General features: G+C 71.8%; 19 protein-coding genes. 9 read left to right on the top strand and 10 right to left on the bottom strand.

All coding sequences use genetic code 11. The annotated features are described in order from the left end of the window. Nucleotides 1-126: 126 nt before the first annotated feature. Nucleotides 127-3486 carry a bifunctional [glutamine synthetase] adenylyltransferase/[glutamine synthetase]-adenylyl-L-tyrosine phosphorylase gene (locus EW117_RS16935; protein ID WP_129787874.1) on the top strand — a complete coding sequence of 1120 codons (3360 nt, stop codon included), beginning with the start codon at nt 127-129 and terminating at the stop codon, nt 3484-3486. A gap of 10 nt (nt 3487-3496) precedes the next feature. On the opposite strand, the gene EW117_RS16940 is transcribed toward EW117_RS16935, so the two are convergent. Then, entirely contained in the window at nt 3497-4381 is an 885-nt protein-coding gene (locus EW117_RS16940; RefSeq protein ID WP_129787875.1) for a LysR family transcriptional regulator, read from the bottom strand. 80 nt (nt 4382-4461) lie between these two features. On the opposite strand from EW117_RS16940, the gene EW117_RS16945 reads away from it, so the two are divergent. Continuing rightward, nucleotides 4462-5430, top strand: a complete 969-nt coding sequence (locus EW117_RS16945; RefSeq protein WP_129787876.1) for an EamA family transporter — start codon at nt 4462-4464, stop codon at nt 5428-5430. Beyond that, complete coding sequence (locus tag EW117_RS16950) at nt 5427-6041, top strand: NAD(P)-dependent oxidoreductase (RefSeq protein WP_129787877.1); 615 nt, start codon at nt 5427-5429, stop codon at nt 6039-6041. Before EW117_RS16945 ends, EW117_RS16950 begins: the two co-directional genes overlap by 4 nt. Before the next feature lie 103 nt (nt 6042-6144). Here the strand turns inward: EW117_RS16950 and EW117_RS16955 are convergent, their stop codons facing one another. Beyond that, on the bottom strand, nt 6145-6516 hold the full coding sequence (locus tag EW117_RS16955; protein ID WP_207211905.1) for a hypothetical protein: 372 nt from the start codon (nt 6514-6516) through the stop codon (nt 6145-6147). Nucleotides 6517-6714: 198 nt separating this feature from the next. Here EW117_RS16955 and EW117_RS16960 point away from each other — a divergent pair, with 198 nt between their 5' ends. From EW117_RS16960 to EW117_RS16975, 4 genes are all read left to right on the top strand, one after another. Then, nucleotides 6715-8538: an elongation factor G gene (locus EW117_RS16960; protein ID WP_129787878.1), complete on the top strand. Its 1824-nt coding sequence runs from the start codon at nt 6715-6717 to the stop codon at nt 8536-8538. A 104-nt stretch (nt 8539-8642) separates the two neighbouring features. Beyond that, nucleotides 8643-9890, top strand: coding sequence for an MFS transporter (locus EW117_RS16965; protein ID WP_129787879.1), 1248 nt, complete (start codon nt 8643-8645; stop codon nt 9888-9890). Nucleotides 9891-9906: 16 nt separating this feature from the next. Continuing rightward, on the top strand, nt 9907-10380 hold the full coding sequence (locus tag EW117_RS16970) for an SRPBCC domain-containing protein (protein WP_129787880.1): 474 nt from the start codon (nt 9907-9909) through the stop codon (nt 10378-10380). Beyond that, nucleotides 10377-10691: an ArsR/SmtB family transcription factor gene (locus tag EW117_RS16975; RefSeq protein ID WP_129787881.1), complete on the top strand. Its 315-nt coding sequence runs from the start codon at nt 10377-10379 to the stop codon at nt 10689-10691. Before EW117_RS16970 ends, EW117_RS16975 begins: the two co-directional genes overlap by 4 nt. A 102-nt stretch (nt 10692-10793) precedes the next feature. Here the strand turns inward: EW117_RS16975 and EW117_RS16980 are convergent, their stop codons facing one another. The 6 genes from EW117_RS16980 to EW117_RS17005 form a co-directional block, all read right to left on the bottom strand. Beyond that, nucleotides 10794-11675 (bottom strand): endonuclease/exonuclease/phosphatase family protein, encoded by an 882-nt coding sequence (locus EW117_RS16980; RefSeq protein WP_129787882.1) that lies wholly within the window; start codon nt 11673-11675, stop codon nt 10794-10796. 149 nt (nt 11676-11824) lie between these two features. Next, a complete protein-coding gene (gene glnA / locus EW117_RS16985; protein ID WP_129787883.1) occupies nt 11825-13249 on the bottom strand; it encodes a type I glutamate--ammonia ligase in 1425 nt (474 codons plus the stop codon). Between the two features lie 342 nt (nt 13250-13591). Continuing rightward, entirely contained in the window at nt 13592-14335 is a 744-nt protein-coding gene (locus EW117_RS16990) for a DUF4191 domain-containing protein (RefSeq protein ID WP_129787884.1), read from the bottom strand. 42 nt (nt 14336-14377) lie between these two features. Continuing rightward, the gene (gene lipA, locus EW117_RS16995) at nt 14378-15379 is read right to left on the bottom strand and encodes a lipoyl synthase (protein ID WP_129787885.1); all 1002 of its coding nucleotides are present in this window, start codon (nt 15377-15379) and stop codon (nt 14378-14380) included. A gap of 91 nt (nt 15380-15470) precedes the next feature. Then, entirely contained in the window at nt 15471-16181 is a 711-nt protein-coding gene (lipB, locus tag EW117_RS17000; protein WP_129787886.1) for a lipoyl(octanoyl) transferase LipB, read from the bottom strand. 199 nt (nt 16182-16380) lie between these two features. Further along, on the bottom strand, nt 16381-17094 hold the full coding sequence (locus tag EW117_RS17005) for an HNH endonuclease family protein (RefSeq protein ID WP_129787887.1): 714 nt from the start codon (nt 17092-17094) through the stop codon (nt 16381-16383). Nucleotides 17095-17263: 169 nt separating this feature from the next. Here EW117_RS17005 and EW117_RS17010 point away from each other — a divergent pair, with 169 nt between their 5' ends. After that, nucleotides 17264-18352 (top strand): Gfo/Idh/MocA family oxidoreductase, encoded by a 1089-nt coding sequence (locus tag EW117_RS17010; protein WP_129787888.1) that lies wholly within the window; start codon nt 17264-17266, stop codon nt 18350-18352. A 146-nt stretch (nt 18353-18498) separates the two neighbouring features. Continuing rightward, the gene (locus tag EW117_RS17015; RefSeq protein ID WP_129787889.1) at nt 18499-19965 is read left to right on the top strand and encodes a serine/threonine-protein kinase; all 1467 of its coding nucleotides are present in this window, start codon (nt 18499-18501) and stop codon (nt 19963-19965) included. Here EW117_RS17015 and EW117_RS17020 read toward each other — a convergent pair. Next, complete coding sequence (locus EW117_RS17020) at nt 19949-20917, bottom strand: TIGR01777 family oxidoreductase (RefSeq protein ID WP_165362729.1); 969 nt, start codon at nt 20915-20917, stop codon at nt 19949-19951. The two genes, EW117_RS17015 and EW117_RS17020, sit on opposite strands and share 17 nt — an antisense overlap. Nucleotides 20918-21059: 142 nt before the next feature. After that, nucleotides 21060-21989 (bottom strand): 2-oxoglutarate dehydrogenase, E2 component, dihydrolipoamide succinyltransferase (gene sucB, locus EW117_RS17025; protein ID WP_129787890.1); only part of this gene is annotated, 930 nt, incomplete at its 5' end.

Raw genomic sequence — 21989 nt, forward strand, 5'->3', positions numbered from 1 at the left:
AGAACCGTGGCGAGGTAGGACTTTGGCGAGGTAGGACCAGGACGAGGTAGGAGCGCAGCTGTGCTCCAGTCCTACCTCGCCACAGTTCTACTTCAGCAGAGGGCGCTCGCGTCGTAGGGTCAGGGGGTGCAGAGCCGCCGACCCGAGACCCTGACGACCCATCTGATCCGGGCCGGGTTCGCCGACCTCACCCGGTCGGCCTCGCTGTGGCGGGACCCCGACCTGGTCTCGGTCCGCGACAGCCGGTCCGGGGACGGTGCGGGCGCCGATCGCAGCGTCGGTCCCGACCGCGGCTCGGTCGCCCTCGAGCCCGCCGACGCTGCTCTGCTGCGTGCGCTCGCCGCCGTCGCGGACCCGGACCTCGCGCTGCTGCAGCTCGTCCGCCTCGCGGCGGCAGCTCCCGACCGGCTGCACCCGGTCCTCGCGGTCCCGGAGGGAACGCCGGCAGAGCCCCGCGGCGACGTGGAGGCAGCGGTGTCCGACGACGCCGAACCGCCCCGGCCGACCGCGCGCGACCGGCTGCTGCGCGTGCTGGGCGCGTCGTCGGCACTCGGTGACGAGTTGGTCCGGCATCCGTCGCTGCTCGGCCTGATCTGCGACTGCACGCCGGGCATCGACGTGCCGGCCGGGGAGGTCCGCGCCGAGCTGCTGCGCGCCGTCGACGCGGACCCGGACGTCGAGGCGCCCGTCGCGGGCACGCGGGTCCCCGACGAACCGGTCGTGCCGGGCGAGGACCAGCCGCCGTCGTACACCGACCGCCTGCGGCGCGCCTACCGGGCGCGGCTGCTGCGGATCGCCGCCACCGACGTCACCGCGTCCGACCCGACGGTCGTGCTGCCCGCCGTCGCCGCCGCGCTCGCGGACCTGGCGGCCGCCGCGCTGGAGGGCGCGCTGGCCATCGCCCGCTCGGAGGAGGACGACCACGCCGCCGGCGTGCGCCTGGCCGTGCTCGGGATGGGCAAGACCGGCGGCCGCGAGCTGAACTACATCTCGGACGTGGACGTCATCTACGTCGCCGAGCCCGGCCGGCTGCCCGACGGCGCGCCCGCGTGCGACGAGGACCATGCCCTGCGGGTCGCCTCGCGGCTCGCGGGACGGCTCGCGCAGGTGTGCTCCGGCGCTTCGGCGGAGCCGGGGCTGTGGCAGGTCGACGCGGCGCTGCGGCCGGAGGGCAAGCAGGGGCCGCTCGTGCGGACGCTCGCCAGCCACGTCGCCTACTACGAGCGGTGGGCCGTGACGTGGGAGTTCCAGGCGCTGCTCAAGGCGCGTCCGGTGGCGGGCGACGTGGCGTTGGGCGAGGAGTACGTGGCCGCCGTCGGGCCGCTGGTGTGGCAGGCCGTGGAGCGGCCGAACTTCGTCGAGGACGCCCGCGCCATGCGCAAGCGCGTCGAGGACAACGTGCCGGTGGCCGAGGCAGACCGGCAGATCAAGCTCGGCAAGGGCGGCCTGCGCGACGTCGAGTTCACCGTGCAGCTGCTGCAGCTCGTGCACGGGCGCGCGGACGAGGACATCCGGTCGCGGACCACCCTCGACGCGCTGGCGGCGCTGTCGAAGGGCGGCTACGTCGGGCGCGACCATGCCGGCCGGATGGGGGAGTGCTACCGGTTCCTGCGGACCCTGGAGCACCGGATCCAGCTCTTCCGGCTGCGTCGCACCCACCTCATGCCGACCGCGGAGCACGACCTGCGGCGGCTCGCCCGCGGACTGGGCGTCGGCGGCGCGGACGACCTCGTCAAGACCTGGCGGTCGGTGCGGCGCGAGGTGCGCGACCTGCACGAGGCTGTCTATTATCGGCCGCTCCTGCCGGCCACGGCGCTGCTGTCCACGGGCGAGGCGTCGCTCGCGCCGCAGGCCGCCATGGCCCGGTTCGCCGCCATCGGCTACCGCGATCCGGCAGGCGCCATGCGCCACGTCCAGGCACTGACCGACGGCGTCAGCCGGCGGGCGGCGATCCAGCGCCAGCTGCTGCCGGTGCTGCTGGGCTGGTTCGCCGAGGGCGCCGACCCGGACGAAGGGCTGCTCGCGTTCCGCAAGCTGTCGGACACCCTAGGCGGGACCCACTGGTACCTGCGGTTGCTGCGCGACTCGGCCGAGGCGGCGTCGCACCTGGCCCAGGTGCTGTCCTCGTCGCGGTACCTCGCGGACGCGATCGGGCGCTCCCCGGAGTCGGTGCGCTGGCTCGCCGAGTCGGAGTCGCTGGCGCCGCGCGGGGTGCGGCGGCTGGCGGCGGAGGCGGACGCGCTGCTCGGGCGGGCCCAGGAGGTGGACAGCGCCACCGTCGCACTGCGCGCGTTGCGCCGGCGCGAGCTGGCGCGCACCGGCGTCGCCGAGGTGCTGGGCGCGCTCGGCCCGGTCAGCGCGGCCAGGGCCATCTCGGACGCCGCCGACGTCGTCCTGGCCGGCGGGCTGCGCATCGCGGAGCACGAGGCGCGCACCGAGCGGAAGGTCACTCGCGGGGACGAGCCCGCCCGGCTGCTCATCGTCGCGATGGGCCGCCTCGGCGGCCAGGAGATGGGCTACGGGTCGGACGCGGACATCATGTTCGTGTACGAGGCGGTCGGCGGCGCGCCGGACAAGGAGGCCAACGACTACGCGCTGACCGTGGCGAAGGACATGCGGCGCATCCTCACCGCCGTCGGGCCCGAGCCGAGCCTGCCCGTGGACGCCGACCTGCGGCCCGAGGGGCGCAACGGGCCGCTGGTGCGGTCCTTCGAGTCGTACGTGGAGTACTACGACCGCTGGTCCTCGCCCTGGGAGGCGCAGGCGCTCCTGCGGGCGCGGGCCCTCTCGGGGACGCTCAGCGTGGTCGCCGCGGGTGGCCCGGACGAGGGTGCGGTGGTGGCGTCGCTGTCGGACGGCGGCGCGACGGCGGGCGGGGGCGGAGCCGGCGGGGCGTCCGTCGTCCGCCCTGAACTCGACCTTGGGCCCGGCGCGGAGGGCGGCGTGTCGCTCGGTGCGCGGTTCACGGCGCTCATCGATCCGCTGCGGTACCCGGAGGGCGGGCCGGACGCGGCGGTCCTGCGCGAGGTGCGGCGCATCAAGGCGCGCGTCGAGTCGGAGCGGCTGCCGCGCGGCGCCGACCCGGCGCGGCACCTGAAGCTCGGGCGCGGCGGGGTGTCCGACGTCGAGTGGACCGTCCAGCTGCTGCAGCTGCAGCACGCGTTCGAGGTGCCCGGCCTGCGGACGACCGGCACGGTCTCGGCGCTGAAGGCGGCCCGGGAGGCGGACCTCCTGACCGGCGACGACGCCGAGGTGCTGCTGGAGGCGTGGCGGCTGGCGTCGCGGCTGCGGTCGGCGATCGTGCTGTGGTCGGGCCGGACCACGGGCTCCGGCGTCGACATGCTGCCGCACGACAGCCATGCCCTGACCGGGATCGCGCGCCTGCTGGGCGACGTCGGCACGGGGCCGGAGCTCGAGGAGCTCTACCTGAGGGTGGCGCGGCGGGCGCGCGGGGTGATGGAGCGGGTGTTCTACGGGGCGGGGTGAGGGCTGACCGTCATGCCCGTGGGAGCCCGATCGCCGTCAGGAACGCGAGCGTGGCGGGTGTCGGTCCCGCCTTGCTCCAGACGACGTACTCGACACGGCTCGGGGCGTTCGTGACGTCGGCGGTGACCAGACCACCGAGCTCCGGGGCGCGCTGGAGGTACGTCGAGGGCAGGAATCCGATCGCGAGCCCGTGGCGGATCACCTGGGCCATGAGTGGTGCGTCGGTCACCTCGAAGGCGACGTCCCGGCTGAGTCCAGAGCGGGCGAAGGCCTGGTCGGTCTGGGCTCGCCCGGCGGACCCGTACGGGAAATCGACGAACGGCTCGGCCGCGAGGTCCGCGAGGCGGAGGTCCTCGGCACCGGCCAGCGGGTGGTCGGGCGCGAGGACGGCGACGAGGCGGTCGCGGGCCAGCTCGTGGCTGCGCACGCCCGTCGGCCGTGCGGTGCTCGGCAGGCCGAGGAACGCGACGTCGAGCCGCCCGTCGGCCACCTCCGAGGTCAGGTCGTCGCTCGATCCGGCGCATAGCGTCACGCGCACCTGCGGGTGACGGTGGCGGAGGTCGCGCAGAGCCGCGGGCACGTCGACGGCCGCGACCGTCGGGATCACGCCGACGCTGAGCCGTCCGCGCACCTCACCGACCGCGGCCGCGGCGTCGGCGGCGGCGCGCTCGGCGGCCTCCAGGGCCTGCCGTGCGGCGGGCAGGAACGCCTCACCGGCCGGCGTCAGGCTCACCCTCCGACTGGTGCGCGCGAAGAGCGTGGCGCCCAGCTCGTGCTCGAGCCGCTTGATCTGGTGGCTCAGCGCGGACTGCACGACGTGGCAGCGCTCCGCGGCGCGGGTGAAGTTGGCCGTCTCGGCGACCGCCACGACGTATCGCATCTGCTGGAGCTCCATGGATCAATCGTGAATCACGATCGATCAGATGAAAAGGATGTGTTGGACTCATGGCTGGCCCGGACCGGAGACTGGGCGGCATGGACACCAGGACGCTCCCGCCGGACGGCCGCACGCGGGCCAGGATCGTGGCGCTCACAGCCGTCACAGCACTCGCCCCGATGGTCTGGGGCACCACGTACTTCGTCACCACCGAGATGCTTCCGGCCGAGCACCCGCTCTTCGCCGGACTCGTGCGCGCGCTGCCCGCCGGGCTCGTCGCGGTCGCGATCGGGGCGGCGCTGCCGGGCGGCTCCGGACTGCCCCGTGGCTCGTGGTGGTGGAAGAGCGCGGTGCTCGGCGTCCTCAACATCGGACTCTTCTTCCCGCTGCTGTTCGTCTCCGCCGAGCGGCTGCCCGGCGGCGTCGCCGCCACGTTCGGTGCGATCACACCGGTGGTCGTCGCGCTCCTCGCGGTGCCGGTGCTCGGCGAGCGCCTGTCGGCGCGGCGGCTCGTCTGGGGAGGCGCCGGCGTGATCGGCGTCGGCCTCGTGGTGCTCGGGCCGGACGCGGGACTCGACGTGGTCGGCGTCCTCGCCGGGCTCGGCGGCGCCGGGTCGATGGCGCTCGGCATCGCGCTGACCAAGCGCTGGGGACGCCCCGAGGGAGTTGGCCCGATCTCGTCCGCCGGCTGGCAGCTGACCGCGGGCGGGCTCTTCCTCGTCCCAATTACCTACATCGCCGAGGGAGCGCCACCCGCGATCGACGGACGGGCGGCCCTCGGCTACCTCTGGCTCGGCCTGGTGGGCGGCCTCGTCGCGTACGTGCTCTGGTTCCGGGGGATCGGCCGGCTGCCGGTGACGTCCGTGGCGTTCCTCGGACCGCTCGCGCCCCTGGTGGCGGCGGGAATCGGCGTCGGCGCGCTCGGCGAGACCCTGACCCTGGTCCAGATCGTCGGGCTGGTGCTGGCGCTCGCCGCGGTGCTCGCGGGCCAGCTCCCGCCCCGCGGCCGGCGGACGGCGCTCCCCGTGGCATCGAACGACGGCGTGGCGCTGGAGGCCGTGCGATGAGGATCGTGGTCTTCGGGGCCAGCGGCATGGTGGGCACGCGCGTGGTGGACGAGGCGTCGGCGCGTGGGCACGACGTCGTCCCTGTCTCGCGTCGGGACGCAGGCCGCGGCACTGCGTCCTTGGACGTCTGTGACGAGGTACGGGTTCGAGCGCTGCTCCGTGCCGCCGACGTCGTGGTCAGCGCCATCCGCTCGCGGCCGGGCGAGGAAGCGAGTGTTCCCGAGACGACGGCGGCTCTGCTCGCCGCCGCTGCCGCGACTCGAACTGCTCTGCTCCTGGTCGGTGGAGCGGGCCCGCTGACGAGCCCCGATCTATCCACAACGCTGGTCATCGACGACGAGAGGTTCGTTCCAGCCCGGTGGCGATCCAGCGCTATGGCCAGCCTCGCTCAGCTTCAGGCATGCGAGGGCCATCCGGCGGCGTGGACCTATCTCAGCCCTCCGGCGATCCTCGAGCCGGGGGCGCGCACCGGGATCTACCGCCGGGGCACGACGACGCTCTTGGTGGACGACGCCGGTCGCTCGCACATCTCGGCCGAGGACCTCTCCGTCGCGGTGCTGGACGAGGTCGAAGAACCGGCTGGCATCAGGCATTTCACCGTGGCGTACTGATCTGGTCGGCGGGAGCGCGTTGCGCGGGGTTGTGCGTCGTCACCGTTGGACGGTGTCCCGCCTTGAACGCATCACGTCAGATCCGAAGCTGGCGGTGGTGAGGTCAGCTCGCGGGTGTGACTGTGAGTAGGGAGGAGTCCGGGAACTCACGTGGATCGGTCTCACCGACCCCGACATATTCGATTCCGCCGAGCCACGGCCCCATCGTGTACAGGAACAAGCCGTCGCCGTGCGAGTCCCGGATGCCGGCGTTCACTCGGACCCACGTACCACGCTCGCCAGTTGAGTGGTCGAAGTCGATCGACGGACAGCCGCAGCCGCATATTCCCCCGACGACAACGGTCTTCGCTTGCTCACGCAGGTCGGCGACTCCGTCAAACTCCGCAGCCAGCAGCGCGTCGAGAACGGATCGCTCACGATCGGTCAACGGCCTGGGCATTGAGCCGTCGCTTGGTTCGCTCGTGTGCGCCGTCACGGTCAGAACCTACCCGTGCTGCTTGCTCAGAGTAAACGGGTTTGCCGTGCTCAGCGACGGTGGAAAGCCCCGGCAGAAAAAGCGTTGCTCCTCCGACATGCAGCGGAGCATCGTGGTCCCCAACCCGAGAGATTGGAACTCCGATGACAGCTGTCACGCCCCGTGCCCTGACCCTCCGCACCACGGACGTGACTGCTTTTGTCGTACCTCAACCTCGGGATCGTCGCCCATGTCGACGCCGGTAAGACCAGCCTGACCGAACGCCTGCTGCATCACGCGGGCGTGATCGACCGCCCCGGCAGCGTGGACGGCGGCGACACCACCACCGACACGCTCGCGCTGGAGCGGGAGCGTGGCATCACCATTCGCGCCTCGGTTGCGTCCTTCCCCGCGGGGGACGTCACCGTCAACGTGCTCGACACACCGGGCCACCCGGACTTCATCGCGGAGGTCGACCGCAGCCTGGCCGTGCTCGACGGCGCGGTGCTCGTGCTGTCCGCCGTCGAAGGCGTGCAGGCCCAGACCCTCGTGCTGATGCGCGCCCTGCAGCGGCTGCGGCTGCCCGTGATCGTGTTCGTGAACAAGATCGATCGTCGCGGGGCGCGCCCGGGCGCCGTGGCGGACGCCGTCGCGCGGCGCCTGAGCCCCGACATCCTGCCGGTGCAGCGGGTGCTCGCCGCGGGAACGCCGTCCGCTCGGGTCGAGCCGTTGCCCGACGACGGCCTCCGCGACTGGCTCGCGGGGGAGTCGCGGCGGGGTGCCGCCCATCCGGTGCTGTTCGGGTCGGCGGTGACGGGCGCGGGCGTGCCCGAGCTGGCCGCCGCCCTGGGGACGTACCTGCCGGTGGCGGACGGCGGAGTCGGCGCGGACGCGGCAGAGCCTTCCGGCGTCGTCTTCGCCATCGACCGGGAAGGCGGCCGCAAGCGGACGTTCGTCAGGATGCGGTCGGGCGCGCTGCGGGTGCGCGACAGGATCGACCTCGGCCACGGCCGGGCCGAGCGGGTCACGGGCCTGCGCATCGCGCACCGCGGCACGCTCGAACCGCGCCCGATCGCGGAGGCCGGCCAGATCGCCGTCGTGCAGGGACTGTCGACGGCGCGGGTCGGAGACGTCGTCGGGCCAGCGCAGCCCGGGGACGAGCGCGCGAGCCAGTTCCCGCCGCCGTCGTACGAGACGGTGGTCGACGTCGTCCCGGAGGATCGCGGGCGGCTGTACGCCGCGCTCACCGAGCTGGCCGAGCAGGACCCGCTGATCCGCGTGCGACGGCGGGACGAGGAGATCACCGTCTCGCTGTACGGCGAGGTCCAGCGCGAGGTGCTGGCCGCCGTCCTGCAGCGGGAGTACGGCGTCGCGGCGCGGTTCGGGGAGGTCCGGACGGCGCGCCAGGAGCGGATCGTCGGCACGGGACACGCGCTGGAGGTGAAGAAGCAGGACGGCAACGAGTTCCTGGCCACCATCGGGCTGCGGTTGGAGCCCGCGCCGGTCGGGTCGGGCGTAACGTTCGAGCTGGAGTGCGAGCGCGGGTCCATGCCGCCGGCCTTCTTCGACGCGGTCGAGGACACCGTCCGCCGCGAGCTGGCCCGCGGGCCGCTGCGGTGGCCGGTCCCGGACGCCCGGGTGGTCATGACCCACTCGGGCTACGCGCCGCGGCAGAGCCACATGCACCAGAAGTTCAACAAGGCGATGTCCAGCACCGGCGCCGACTTCCGCGGTCTGACGCCGCGCCTGCTGGCCGCCGCCGTCCGCCGGGCGGGGACTGTGGTGTGCGAGCCGGTCCACCGGTTCGTCATCGAGGTGCCGGACGACGCCGTCGGCTCGGTGACCTCGCTGATCGGACGGCTGGGCGGGGTGCCGTTCGAGTCGGGTGTCGCCGGCGTGGGGATCGCCGTCGTGCGGGGAGAGATCCCGGCCGGGGCCGTCGCCGCGGTGCAGCGGGACCTGCCCGGGCTGACGCGCGGGGAGGGGGTGTGCCAGACGGAGCACGACCGGTTCGAGCCGATGCGAGAAGTCGCCCGGACATGAGGACGGCCGAAAGCCGCTCGCTGCGTCGATCTGCAACCTAAAGGTTGCACTTCCGGATGATGTTGTGCAACCATTAGGTTGCACTCAATCTAGGGGAGGACATCATGGAAACGATCGGCAGGCCTCGCGGTGGGACCCATGCGGTCCTGGCCGTGCTGTTCTTGGGCGCGTTCGCGATGGGCAGCGCAGAGCTGCTCGTCATGGGGATGCTCGACCTGATCGCGGCCGACCTGGCCGTCTCGATCCCAGCGGCCGGCGCGCTGGTGACCGCGTTCGCGCTGGGCATGGCGTTCGGCGGTCCGTTGCTCGCGCTCGTGACGGCGCACCTGGACCGTAGAGCGGTACTGGTGGGTGCCCTGGCGGCGTTCGCGCTGCTCAACCTGGTGCCGGTACTGGTGGCCGACCACACGCTGTTCCTCGTTGCGCGTGCCGGGGTCGGAGCGACCGAGGGCCTGTTCGTCGCTGCCGCTCTTACCGCCCTGGAGGGCATCGTCCCGCGGGAGCGTGCCGGCCGCGCGATGGGTGTGGTGATCACCGGTTTCGCTGCTGCGAGCGCTCTCGGCATGCCGCTCGCGTCGCTGATGGGGCGGGAGTTCGGGTGGCGCGCGTCGTTCGTGGGCCTGGCGGTCATCGGGGTCGGGGTCATGCTCGCCGCCATGCTGGTGCTCCCTCCGGTCCCGACGGCGAGCGCGAGCCGGACGGCCGGCGCCCAGCTGCGCCATGCGTTCGCACCGCGGGTGCTCGCCTTGTTGGCGCTGTGCTGCCTGGTTTTCGCGGGTATCCAGTCGGCCCTGACGTACCTGGTGCCGTACCTGGGTGACGTCACGGGTGTCACCGGCCCGGTGGTGGTGGGTGTGCTGTTCGCATTCGGGGTGGCGACGACGGTGGGTTCCGCGGCAGGATCACGCTTCGCCGACGCTCACGCCGCGCTCGCCCTGCAGTGTGGGACGATCGGGCTGACGGTCTCGCTGCTCGCCATGTTCCTCTTCGGCGGGCAGGTCGTGGTCGCGGTGCTGGGCATCATCGGCATGGGACTGTTCGCCATGGGGATGGCGCCTGCCATGCAGAGCCGGGTGATGAGCCTGGCCGGACCCGGAGCGGCCCTGGCCGCCTCGCTGCCGGCGTCCGCCAGTAACGCCGGGGACGCCGTCGGCGCCCTGCTCGGGGGCGCAGCGATCGGGCACGCGGGCCTGGCTGCCGCCGTCTTCGTCGGAGCCGTGATCGCAGCGACCGCGGTGGTCGTGGCCATCGCCACCGGCCGACTCCGCCCTCAGGCTCCCGCCACAGAGGCCGCCCGGCGGACCGCTGAGCCGGGCGCCGAGCCGCTCGCCATGGTTAGCCAGTCTGACTGAGGAAAGGACGAACGACATGACCGACAACCCGCTGTCCGTCGCGGAGCAGGACACGTTCACCGTACGGCGCACGATCCGGATCGCCGCCCCGGTGGAGAAGGTCTGGAGGGCTGTCACCGAGCCGGAGCACATCTCCAGCTGGTTCGGGCGAACGGTGCTCGTCGGTGACGGCACCGGAGCGCACGGCACCGTCGCATGGCCGGACGAACCCGCCATCCCGATCCGCGTCGAGGAGGTCGACCCGCCGCGGGCCATCTCCTACCGATGGTGCAACGACGAGGCCACCGAGTCCGTCCCGAGCGAGGTCGACCCCGCACACTCGACGGTGTTCACCTTCACCCTCGAGCCGGTCGTCGGCGGCACGCAGCTCACCGTGGTCGAGACAGGGTTCGAGACCACCACCGATCCCGCCGGCAACCTCGAGAGCCACCGCCTCGGCTGGGACGAACAGCTGGACCGGCTGGTCGTGGCGCTGGAGGCACAGCGATGAAGGAGGCACTGGTCCCGGTGTGCGCTGCGCTGGGTGACGAGAACCGCTGGAGCATCCTGACCAGACTGGGTGAAGCCCCGGCGTCCGCGTCGACGCTGGCCACCACGCTGCCGATCAGCCGCCAGGCGATCGCCAAGCACCTCGAGATCCTCCAGCGGGTCGGACTGGTCGAGCCGGTGCCGGTCGGCCGCGAAGTGCGATACCGGGTGCTGGGCTCGGAGTTCAGCGCCACCGCCAGACGGCTCGAAGCCATCGGCACTGCCTGGGAGCGACGCCTCCTGGACATCAAGGTGATCGCGGAGGATCTCTGATGACCCGGCGCGCCTCGGCCCTCAACGGCCCCGCGCCGCCGACCGGGCGGTCCACGAGAGCGAGATCGAGCGTCTGCGCCAGCGGTCGGGGTCGGATGGGCGTCAGGCTGGCCCTGACGATGGCGCGCCGGCGGTGTGGCGGCTGATCCGCTGCGCCCCGACGAGGTCCGCGACGACGCCGTAGTGGTCGCTGGCCCATACCCCGCCGACGGGCTGATCCAGGACCCTGCGGCAGTCGGTGACCTGCAACGTCGGTCCGCGCAGGCCGCTGCGCACCAGGATGTAGTCGATCCTCCGGGACGTCGCCGTGCCGAACTCGCCATCGCGGACCAGGGGGTTGGCCAGCTCGAACGTGTGCCCTGGTTCGCCGGGGTGGGCGTACTCCCAGGCGTCCTGGTAGCAGACGCTCAGCTGCTGCGCGGTCCCCCGGCCCTGCCAGAAGCGCATGCTGTCGGAGTTGGGGGCGGCGTCGAAGTCACCGACGACCAGGGCGTGGACGTCGCGGTCGCCGATGTGGTCCTCCATCGCGCGCGCGACCAGAATCGCCTGCTGCTCCCGCTCCAGCTCGAACGGGAGAGGCCAGGTCGGCTTGTGGTGCGTCACGAGCATGCGGCCGAGCGGGGTGTCGAGCTCGACCAGCAGGGCGGCGCCCCATGGCAGGACCCGGCGGCTGCGCTCGCTGACACCCAGATCGATCTCCGTGACCAGTCGGTGCGGCCAGCGGGTCGCCAGGGTGCCCGCGACGCCGTCGTCGGACGGGCGGGAGAAATGGGTGAGGTGGTAGCCCGGACCGATCAGGCGGTCCAGGATCTCCGGTGAGCCGACCGGCACCTCCTGGAGGGCGACGATGTCGGGATCCAGGCTGCGGATCGTGTCGCCGGTCAGCCGATGTCGCCGGTCCCAGTCGGGGTTGCCCGGCCCGAAGACGTTCATAGTGAGCACCCGGACCCGGGGCGCCGACTCCGATGTCGTGGCTGTCGTCATGACTGCATCGTCCAACGACGACGTCCGGCGCGCCGCCGAGCCATCCGGGCGCACGCGAAACGGCGGCCGACGCCGCACCACGTCGCGAGACGTCAGTGCAGGTCAGCCGCCGTTCCAACGACGTCACCAGGCCCTAGAGGGCCGCCGGATCAGATGTCGTAGTAGAGCTCGAACTCGTGCGGGTGCGGCCGCAGGCGGATCGGGTCGATCTCGTTCTCGCGCTTGTACGCGATCCAGGTCTCGATCAGGTCCTCGGTGAACACGTCACCGGCGGTGAGGAACTCGTGGTCGGCCTCGAGCGCGTCGAGCACGCCCGGGAGCGACGTCGGAACCTGCGCGATCTGAGCGTGCTCCTCCGGGGGCAGCTCGTACAGGTCCTTGTCGACCGGGGCCGGCGGCTCGATGCGGTTCTTGATGCCGTCCAGGCCGGCCATCAGCATCGCTGAGAACGCCAGGTACGGGTTCGACGAGGGGTCCGGCGCGCGGAACTCGATGCGCTTGGCCTTCGGCGACGTACCCGTGATCGGGATACGGATCGAGGCGGAGCGGTTACGGGCCGAGTAGACGAGGTTCACGGGAGCCTCGAAGCCCGGCACCAGGCGGTGGTACGAGTTCACCGACGGGTTGGTGAAGGCGAGCAGCGACGGCGCGTGCTTCAGGATGCCGCCGATGTACCAGCGGGCGAGGTCGGACAGGCCGCCGTAGCCCTTCTCGTCGTAGAACAGCGGCTCGCCGTTCTTCCAGAGCGACTGGTGCGAGTGCATGCCCGAGCCGTTGTCACCGAAGATCGGCTTCGGCATGAACGTGGCCGACTTGCCGGCCTCGAACGCGACGTTCTTGATGACGTACTTGAACTTCATCAGGTCGTCGGCGGCGTGCAGCAGGGAGTTGAACTTGTAGTTGATCTCCTGCTGGCCGGCGGTGCCCACCTCGTGGTGCGCGCGCTCGACGGAGAGGCCGACCTGACCGAGGGTCTTGACCATGTCGTCGCGCAGGTCCGCGAAGCGGTCGCTGGGCGAGGTGGGGAAGTAGCCGCCCTTGTAGCGGGTCTTGTACCCCTGGTTGCCACCCTCCTCCTCGCGGCCGGTGTTCCACGCGGCCTCGACGGAGTCGATGGAGTAGAAGCTCTCGTTCGCGGCCGTCTTGAAGCGCACGTCGTCGAACACGTAGAACTCGGCCTCGGCGCCGAAGAAGACGGTGTCGGCGATGCCGGTCGACTTCAGGTAGGCCTCGGCCTTCGCCGCGATGTTGCGCGGGTCGCGGGCGTAGGCGTCGCCCGTGAACGGGTCCACGATCGAGAAGTTCACGATCAGGGTCTTGGCCTTGCGGAACGGGTCGATGTACGCCGTAGCGACGTCCGGCACGAGCTTCATGTCGGACTCGTGGATCGCCTGGAAACCGCGGATGGACGAACCGTCGAACATGAGGCCCTCGCTGAAGGCGTCCTCGTCGAACTGCTCGACCGGGATGTTGAAGTGCTGCGTGACGCCCGGCAGGTCGATAAACCGGACGTCGACGAACTCCACCCCCTCGTTGCGGGTGAAGGCGATCGCCTCCTCGGCGTTCTTGAACATCTGCGCTCCTTGCTCGCTCGATAAGTTCAGGGGGAGTCCGTCGGACCATGCCGGGACGAGCTGGGCACGGTCGCTCGCGGATCGCCATGAACCTATGGGCAGGTGGTTTCTCTCTGGTTACCGATTGTTGCGGGAATGTTTCTCAGGTCTCTCGGCTGTGTAACCCCGGGGAGATCTGCTGGTCGAAGCTCCGGCAGCGAACCCCAGAGTGCCAGAACTCACATGACGCGGCCTGGCGGCGTCCGTCCATCGGACGGCCGAAAGAGCAGCAAAAAGGGCGCCTCCCAGCGGGAGGCGCCCTTCGCCAGGATCACCAGGCCGCTGCCCGACGGCGGTAGCCGGTCAGCGCCCGCGCATGCCCTTGCGGTCCGGGCGGGCACGGGTCGGGTCGACACCCTTGGGGATCGGCAGCTTGACTCCACCGATGGCCTTGAGCCGCTTGCTGATCTCGGCGACCTCGGCACGGGTCAGGGTCGACTTGAGCTTGGTGACGGCGCGCGCCACCTTGGTGAGCGGCACCTGCCCCTCGGCGTCGCCGCACTGGATCAGCGTGACCGGCACGTTGGACAGGATGCGGCTGACCTTCTTGCGCTCCTGCTCGAGCAAGCGCACCGCGCGGTGCGGCGGCCCCTCGGAGACGAGCACGATGCCGGCCTTGCCGACACCCCGGAACACGAAGTCCTGGTTGCGGGCGTCGACCGCCACGGGCTCGTCCTCGAACGTCCAGCCACCCCGGACGGTGCCGAGCGCCGCCCGTGCCGCGCCGGGCTGGCCGGCGATCTGTGTGTAGGCGGCCTTCTCCGCACTGCGCGACAGCACGAACATCGCGGCCAGCACGCCGAACGGCACGCCGATGACCAGCGCGTAGACCCACGGGCCCGCGAGCACGCCGATGAGCAGCGCTACCGCCACGACCCCGACGAACGAGGCGAGCATCCACCACGTGACGAGCGGGTTCTGCTTGCGGGTCATCTGGTAGACGTCCCACAGCTGGTGATACCAGCGGCGCTTCTTGGGCTTCTTCTGCTTGGCGGCAGACGCTGCTACGTCGTTGCGCGCGTCGCCTCCGGACGAGGTTCGGGCCATGGTCGTCAATCTTAGTGTGCTGCGGGTGGTCTGGTTGCCGGATCAGCGAGCCAGCAGGCTCGCCGCCTCCTGCCGGGAGGTGGTCGGCTGTGCGAGGTGCGAGAGCGCTTCGGGGATCGCGCGGCCGTGCTTGGTCATCGCCTGGCCCCAGAGGCGGCCCGCGCGGTAGGAGGAACGCACCAGCGGCCCCGCCATGACGCCGAGGAAGCCGATCTCCTCGGCGGCCTCGGACAGCTCCACGAACTCCTCGGGCCGTACCCAGCGGTCCACCGGGTGGTGGCGCAGCGACGGGCGCAGGTACTGGGTGATCGTGATGATGTCGCAACCAGCGTCGTGCAGGTCCTGGAGGGCCTGCTTGACCTCGTCGATGGTCTCGCCCATGCCGAGGATCAGGTTGGACTTGGTGACCAGGCCGGCGTCGCGCGCACGGGTGATCACGGACAGCGAGCGCTCGTAGGTGAACGCCGGGCGGATCTGCTTGAAGATGCGCGGCACGGTCTCGACGTTGTGCGCGAGCACCTCGGGCCGGGACTCGTTGACGGCGTCGAGCAGCTCGGGGATGGCGTTGAAGTCCGGGATCAGGAGCTCGACACCGGTGCCGGGGTTCAGCGCGTGGATCTGGCGGACGGTCTCCGCGTAGAGCCAGGCGCCGCCGTCGGCCAGGTCGTCGCGGGCGACGCCGGTGACGGTCGAGTACTTCAGGCCCATGGTGCGCACGGACTCGGCGACACGGCGCGGCTCGTCCTTGTCGAAGTCGGCGGGCTTGCCGGTGTCGATCTGGCAGAAGTCGCAGCGGCGGGTGCACTGGTCACCACCGATGAGGAACGTGGCCTCGCGGTCCTCCCAGCACTCGAAGATGTTGGGACAGCCGGCCTCTTCGCAGACCGTGTGCAGGCCCTCGCCCTTGACGAGCGATTTCATGTCGCGGTACTCGGGTCCCATCACGGCCCGGGTCTTGATCCATTCGGGCTTCTTCTCGATGGGCGTGGCCGAGTTGCGCGCTTCGATGCGCAACATGCGTCGGCCTTCAGGTGCGATGGTCACGCAGATCCCTCCCAGGTCAGCGGGTCCGCCCAGCCTATGCCTCGGCCGGCCGCCCTCGCGCGGTCGTCCCGGAGGCGGCCAGTGGCGTTCGTCACGCGGTGGCGACGGCCGCCTCGGACGGCGCACGCGACGGCGTGCCGGACGGCGCCGCGCTCCGCGCCAGCAGCGGCGTGAGGTGCTCGACGAGGGCCGCCTCCAGCAGTGGCCGGACCTCGTCGACCGTGACCCGCCGGCCGAGCTCGGCGGTCAGCGACGTGACGTCGGCGTCGTCGATCCCGCAGGGCACTATGCGGTCGAACGCGGTGAGGTCGGAGTCGCAGTTCAGGGCCAGGCCGTGCATGGTGACACCCTTGGCCACGCGTGCGCCGATGGCGCAGACCTTGCGCTCCCGGCGCGGGTTCGGGACGTCGGGGGAGTCGGCGGCGACCCACACCCCGGAGCGGCCCTCGACGCGCATCGTCTCGACGCCGAGCGTGGTGCAGACGTCCATCACTGCCTGCTCCAGCGTGCGGATGTACTCCACGACGTCGAACGGCTTGGCCAGCTTGATGATCGGGTAGGCCACGATCTGGCCGGGTCCGTGCCACGTGATCTGGCCCCCGCGGTCCACCTTGATGACCTCGGTGCCGTCGGTCGGGAACTCGTCGCGCCGCGTGCGCACGCCCGCGGTGTAGACGGAGACGTGCTCCAGGAAGAAGACCGTGTCGGCCAGCTCCTCGGTTCGCACGGACTCGTGCGTGCTGCGCTGCAGATCCCAGCCCTCGTGGTACTCGATGTGGCCGCTGAGGTGGCGAATATCCATGCCGGCAAGCGTAAGCCCGCCCAGGATGTTGGGTGCCGGCTTGCGCCGGACGCGACTCGTTGACCGGGATTCAGCAGGCGGACGGCGACCGTTGTCGCTCCGATTACGGTCGTCGCCAGCCTGCTGAATCAGGCTCAGCGGGGACAGCCGAGCGGGCCGGGCCAGCGAGACCGAGGTCAGCTAACTGTCACTGCCGCGGTCAGGGGGTCGGGAGGGGTTCCGCCGGGCAGCTGGTCAGGACGTCCTCCATGGCGTCGTGCTCGGCGGGCGTGACCCACAGCTCGTACTTGGCCTTGACCGCGATCTGCCGGGCGACGTACTCGCAGCGGTAGGCCTGGTTCTCGGGGAGCCACTCCGAGGCGTCCTTGGCACCCTTGCCCATGTTGGCCGGGCCGTCGGAGGCGACGAGGTTGAGCGGGTCGTTCGCGATCTGCACGCGCTTGTCCTCGTCCCAGTCCGCCGCACCCGTGGTCCAGGCGTTCATCAGGGCCACGACGTGGTCGATCTGCACGTCGCCGGAGTTCTCACCGCGCTCGAACGCGATGGTCTCGCCCGTGTACGGGTCGTCGAGGGTGCCGGACGCGACCTCGCACGTGTCGCCGGCGGAGAACTCGATGTCCTCGAGGTCACGCTGCAGCATGTCGTTCCGGGTGTCGCAGCCGTTGTCGTCGGCGTCCTGCCAGGCGCTGCCGAAGTCGCCCTCGCGGTCGTAGCCGTCCTCGGTGGCGGCGTCCTGCACGGTGAGCGAGTCGAGCGTCGCGAGGGCCGAGCCCTCGGCGCCTTCGGCGGGGGCCACGTCTTCGCCGAAGGACTTGAGGACGAAGTTGCCGGCGAGCACGAGTGCCGCGACCGCGATGAGCACGAGCTGCAGGGTCTTGCGGGTCTGGCTGGACTTGTTGGCTGTGGCGGACACGAGCCCCCTCATTCTGTCGGCCGGGATCGTCCGGGCACACGTGGACCGGACAACGCTAAGAAACGTGTGAAACGTACCTCTTGCCCCAGTCTGCCAGAGTTGTGTTACGGCTCTTAACCCGCTGACCAGTGATCTCGCGTTGCCGCGCCCAGCGGGGCACCATGGGGCCATGGCTCTTCGGATCGGGATTGTCGGCTACGGGGGTGCGGGCAGGCAAATCCACGCTCGCCTGGTGCGAGCTGCGGGAATGTCGGTAACGGCAGTCGTCGCGCGGGACTCCGGACGGCGGGTGCAGGCGGCCGGCGACTGGCCGGGCGCGCGCCTGTTCAACGACCTGCCGTCGATGCTCGGCGAGGCCGGTCTCTACGACCTCGTGGTCATCGCCAGCCCGTCGTCCCTGCACGCCGAGCACGCCAACGCCGTGTCCCTCGCGGGCAAGCCCTTCGTGCTCGACAAGCCGATAGCGACGACCGCGGCCGAGGCGCGGCGGGTGGTGAGCGCGGCGTCGTCGTCGGGCACTCCGTTCACCGTGTTCCACAACCGGCGCTGGGACTCCGAGCAGCTCACGCTCAAAGCCCTCCTGAACCGCGGCGACCTCGGCTCCGTGCACACCTTCGAGCGGCACTGGGAGCGGTGGCGGCCCAAGCCGCAGCAGCGCTGGAAGGAGAACGACACCGTGGGCGGCGGGCTGCTGCTCGACCTCGGCCCGCACCTCGTGGACTCCGCGACCCAGCTGTTCGGCCCCGTCGTCGCCGTGTACGCCGAGGCGCGCGCACTCTCCACGCCCACAGAGGACGACGTGTTCCTCGTGCTGCACCACGCCGCGAAGGGCAGCGAGCCGGGCACCGTGCCCGGACGGGCTGCCGCGGCGGACGTGCTGTTCGGCGTCGAGCCGCCCGCCAAGGGCGTGGTCTCCCGGTTGTGGGCCGGATCCCTGGTCGGTGCCCCCGGGCCGCGCACCCGGGTGCTCGGCGACCGCGGCGCCTACCTCGTGAACTCGTTCGAGGGCGACGCCTCGCCCTTCGACGTGCTCGACGGCGAACAGCCAGAGGGCACCCACGGCTGGCTGGTGCGCGGACGCGAGCGGACGCCGGTCCAGCAGCCCCGTGGCGGGCACGGCGACTTCTACACCGCGGTGGCGGACTGGCTCGCCGGCGAGGCCGAGGTCCCCGTCGACCCGGCGGACGCCGTCCGCACCGCGGAGGTCCTGGACGCCGCCCGGCTCTCCGCCAGGGAGGGGCGGCTCATCGACGTCTGAGCCGCCGGGTCCGTCACGAGCATGAGGCGCATACCGTAGACCTAGTCCGCGCGTCAAGCATCCGGTCAGTTCACCCACAGGGTGAACGATTCGGCAAATCCTGTGGATAAAGGGCGGGCCGCAAAACGCGGGGTTCTCATGAATGTGTGCACTACATCGAATCAGCGGAACTGGTCCGCGTGGCCGTCCCCACGGAGGCCGCAGCGCGTGCCCTTCTGGTGCGCCGTCTAGACACTCTCGCGACACTGGACCACCCCCACCTGGTGCCGCTCATCGCCATCTCCCCGAACGGGCCGGACAACCTCGATGTCCGGCTGTCCCGGACGGGAGCTGTCGATCTGCCCACCGCCGTCGGCTCGCGGGGTCCCCTGACCGCCGCGGAAGGCTCAGGCGTCACCGTCGCGATCGCGCAGGCGCTCGCAGCCCTGCACAGCGTGGGCCTCGTCCACGGCGGGGTCCGCCCGACGGATGTGCTGCTGCGCTCCGACGGCAGCGCCATGCTGCGCCCCCGCGTGACGCTCCCGGACCACAGCGACGACCCGGTCGACGTCACGTCGCTGGCCACGCTCGTGGAGTCGGTGCTGGGCTTCCCCGGCCCGAGCCTGAACTCGGAGGCCGACGAGGCGCTGCGTGCCGTGCTGGCCCGCGCCCGTGCGGAGGACCCGCGCGACCGGCCCGAGCCGGGCACGCTCGCTGCTCTCGCGCACGACGCGGTGAAGCCGGAGCCGGTGCGGCTCCCGGAGGGGTCGTCGCTGGTCTCGGCAGCGCTGAGCGGGCCGGTGCCTATCGCCGGCCACGTGCCGCTCGGCGCCCACACGCCGTCGGCCTGGCGCTCGGCCGCCAAGACGCTGACCGGCTCCCTCGCCGCAGTCGACGGCAGGGCCTGGGCCGCCTCGGCCCGGCGCCGGGCGACGATGCCGCTCAGCGGCCGTCCCACGACAGGGATGATCGGGAAGGTCGGCCAGCCGCGGACCACCGTGGTCTCCGTGGTCGCCGCGGGCATGATCGCGGCGGGCGTCGTCGCGGGTGTCACGGCGGGGGCCATGGCCCTGCCCGAGGTCTTCGGTGGTGAGGAGCCGGCGGTCGCGGCGCCGTCGCCCGAGGCCTCGGCCCCGCGCTGGGGCGGTATCAGCCCCGTGGCCAACGCCAAGGACCCGGCGGGTGCGGCGGTCGAGCTCACGGAGCGGCGTCTGGCGCTGCTGGCCGGTGCGGTGTCCGACATCAGCACGGTCAACGTGGAGGGCTCGCCCGCCTACACGGCCGACAAGCACATTCTCGACGAGCTCAAGGAGAGCGGGGCGCAGGTAGTCGGCGCGTCCGCGGAGGTGGCGTCGACGGAGGTCGTGACGATGGGGCCCGGCGCCGCGTCGGCGCTGCAGAGCGCAACCACCGCGTCGCGCACCGAGACGACCGGGACGCCGGGCGCCGCGAACGGCGAGCAGGCGGCCAAGAAGAAGGAACCCATCGAGGCGGTCGTCCGCATCGAGTACACGATCACCGCGCACATGCAGGTGTCGACCGACGGCGAGACGGCGGTGCCCGAGTCCAAGGAGTCGGCCGACCTGACCCTGGTGTGGACCCCGGGCGGCTGGCGCGTCAGCGAGGTGCGCTGACCTCGTTCGTCCCTACCACCCAGCGGGCCGCGTCCTGAGGGGTCGCGTGCGTCCAGGCGAAGTTCGTCCGGGCGAGCACCCCGGGCACGACCCGCTGGGAGGCGACGAGGTCGTCGGCGAACTGGCCGAGGGCGATCCGCAGCGCGAACCGGGGGACGGGCAGCACCGCCGGGCGGTGCAGGGCCTGGGCGAGCGCGCGGGTCACCGCCCGGTTCGTGGTGGGCTCCGGCGCGACGGCGTTGACCGGCCCGCGTACGTCCGTACCGATGACGTGGCGGATGGCCGCCAGCTCGTCCGTCAGGGTGATCCAGCTCCACCACTGGCGGCCGCTGCCGAGCGGCCCGCCGAGACCGACGCGCAGGATCGGCAGCAGCTTGCCGAGCGCCCCGCCCGACGGCGCCAGCACCACCCCGTTGCGCAGCCAGACGACGCGCGCCCCCGCCTCGGCGGCGGGCGCGGTGGCGTTCTCCCACGCCTCGACCAGGCGCGCGAGGAAGTCGTCACCGCGCCCCGACGCCTCCGTGAGGACCTCGTCCCCGCGGCTGCCGTACGCCCCGATCGCGGAGGCGTTGACCAGCACGGGCCGGGTGTCGAGCCGCGCGATCGTGCGGGCGATCAGGCTCGTCGTGGTGGTCCGGGAACCGAGGAGCGTCTGCTTGTAGGCCGGGGTCCAGCGGTGGTCGCCGACCCCGGCGCCCGCCAGGTTCACGACGGCGTCAGCACCCTCCAGCGCCGCGGGGTCGAGCTCGCCGGTCCGGGGATCCCACAGCACGTGCCGGACGCCCGGTGTCGGGCCCTCGTCCCCGGACCGGGCGCCACCGTCGCCACTGTTGTCGGCGGACGGCTCGGCGCCGCGGCGCACCAGCCGGCGCACGCTGTCCCCGCGCGCGACGAGGTCCGCGACCAGCGCGGAGCCGATGAGACCGTGTGAACCCGCGACCACCACGTCCATGCCGTTGAATCTACCCGCCTGGCGTCGCTGTGACGTGCCGGAACGGTGCCGAACGCGCCGGGACCCTGGGCAGACGACGGTGGCCGGTACCGAACCCGGAACCGGCCACCGTCAACTGCTGAGCGCTACGCGTCCGTCTGCGTCAGAGACCGACCTCCGACTCGAACGCGCCCTCCTCGATCCGGTTCTTGATCGCCGTCAGGAAGCGGGCGGCGTCCGCGCCGTCGACCAGGCGGTGGTCGTAGGACAGGAAGATGTACGCCATCGAGCGCACCGCGATGCTCTCGTTGCCGTCCTTGTCGGTCACGACGACCGGGCGCTTCGTGATGGTGCCGGTGCCCAGGATCGCGGCGTGGCCCAGGGGCACGATGGGGGTGTCGATGAGCGACCCGCCCGAACCGGTGTTGGTGATGTTGAACGTGCCGCCCGACAGCTCGTCCGGCGTCACCTTGTTCGCCCGGGTGCGGGCGCCCAGGTCCTGGATCTGACGTGCGATGCCGGCCAGGTTCAGGTCGCCCGCGTTCTTGATGACGGGGACCACGAGCCCACGCTCGGTGTCGACGGCGATGCCGACGTTCTCCGAGGGGTGGTAGGTGATCTCGCCCTTCTCGGTGTCGATCGTGGCGTTGATCTTCGGGTAGGCCTTGAGCGCCTCGATCGCGGCCTGCGTGAAGAACGGCAGGAACGTCAGCTTGGCGCCCTCGCGTGCCGCGAAGGACTCCTTGGCCTTGGCCCGGAGCTGCGCGACGCGGGTGACGTCGACCTCCATGACCGTGGTCAGCTGGGCCTGCGACTGCACCGCCTCGAGCATCCGCTCGGCGACGATCTTGCGCAGCCGCGACATCTTCTCGGTGGTGCCCCGCAGCGGCGACACCTCGAGCTTGGCCAGGGCGGACGGCGCCGCCGCGGCGGGTGCCGCGGCCGCGGGTGCGGCGGCGGGTGCCGGAGCGGCCTTGGCCTCGGCGGCCGCGAGCACGTCCTCCTTGCGGATCCGGCCACCGACGCCGGTGCCCGTCACCTCGGCGACGTCGACGCCCTTCTCCGCGGCGAGCTTGCGCACGAGCGGGGTCAG

Source organism: Promicromonospora panici (assembly GCF_900608595.1).
Taxonomy (GTDB): Bacteria; Actinomycetota; Actinomycetes; order Actinomycetales; family Cellulomonadaceae; genus Promicromonospora; species Promicromonospora panici.

Bases quoted from the DNA above. Each gene is read 5' to 3' on its own strand.
- EW117_RS16940 (WP_129787875.1), bottom strand. From the start codon at position 4,381: ATGGAGCTCCAGCAGATGCGATACGTCGTGGCGGTCGCCGAGACGGCC.
- EW117_RS16945 (WP_129787876.1), top strand. From the start codon at position 4,462: ATGGACACCAGGACGCTCCCGCCGGACGGCCGCACGCGGGCCAGGATC.
- EW117_RS16950 (WP_129787877.1), top strand. From the start codon at position 5,427: ATGAGGATCGTGGTCTTCGGGGCCAGCGGCATGGTGGGCACGCGCGTG.
- EW117_RS16965 (WP_129787879.1), top strand. From the start codon at position 8,643: ATGGAAACGATCGGCAGGCCTCGCGGTGGGACCCATGCGGTCCTGGCC.
- EW117_RS16970 (WP_129787880.1), top strand. From the start codon at position 9,907: ATGACCGACAACCCGCTGTCCGTCGCGGAGCAGGACACGTTCACCGTA.
- EW117_RS16975 (WP_129787881.1), top strand. From the start codon at position 10,377: ATGAAGGAGGCACTGGTCCCGGTGTGCGCTGCGCTGGGTGACGAGAAC.
- EW117_RS16980 (WP_129787882.1), bottom strand. From the start codon at position 11,675: ATGACGACAGCCACGACATCGGAGTCGGCGCCCCGGGTCCGGGTGCTC.
- glnA (WP_129787883.1), bottom strand. From the start codon at position 13,249: ATGTTCAAGAACGCCGAGGAGGCGATCGCCTTCACCCGCAACGAGGGG.
- EW117_RS16990 (WP_129787884.1), bottom strand. From the start codon at position 14,335: ATGGCCCGAACCTCGTCCGGAGGCGACGCGCGCAACGACGTAGCAGCG.
- lipB (WP_129787886.1), bottom strand. From the start codon at position 16,181: ATGGATATTCGCCACCTCAGCGGCCACATCGAGTACCACGAGGGCTGG.
- EW117_RS17010 (WP_129787888.1), top strand. From the start codon at position 17,264: ATGGCTCTTCGGATCGGGATTGTCGGCTACGGGGGTGCGGGCAGGCAA.
- EW117_RS17020 (WP_165362729.1), bottom strand. From the start codon at position 20,917: ATGGACGTGGTGGTCGCGGGTTCACACGGTCTCATCGGCTCCGCGCTG.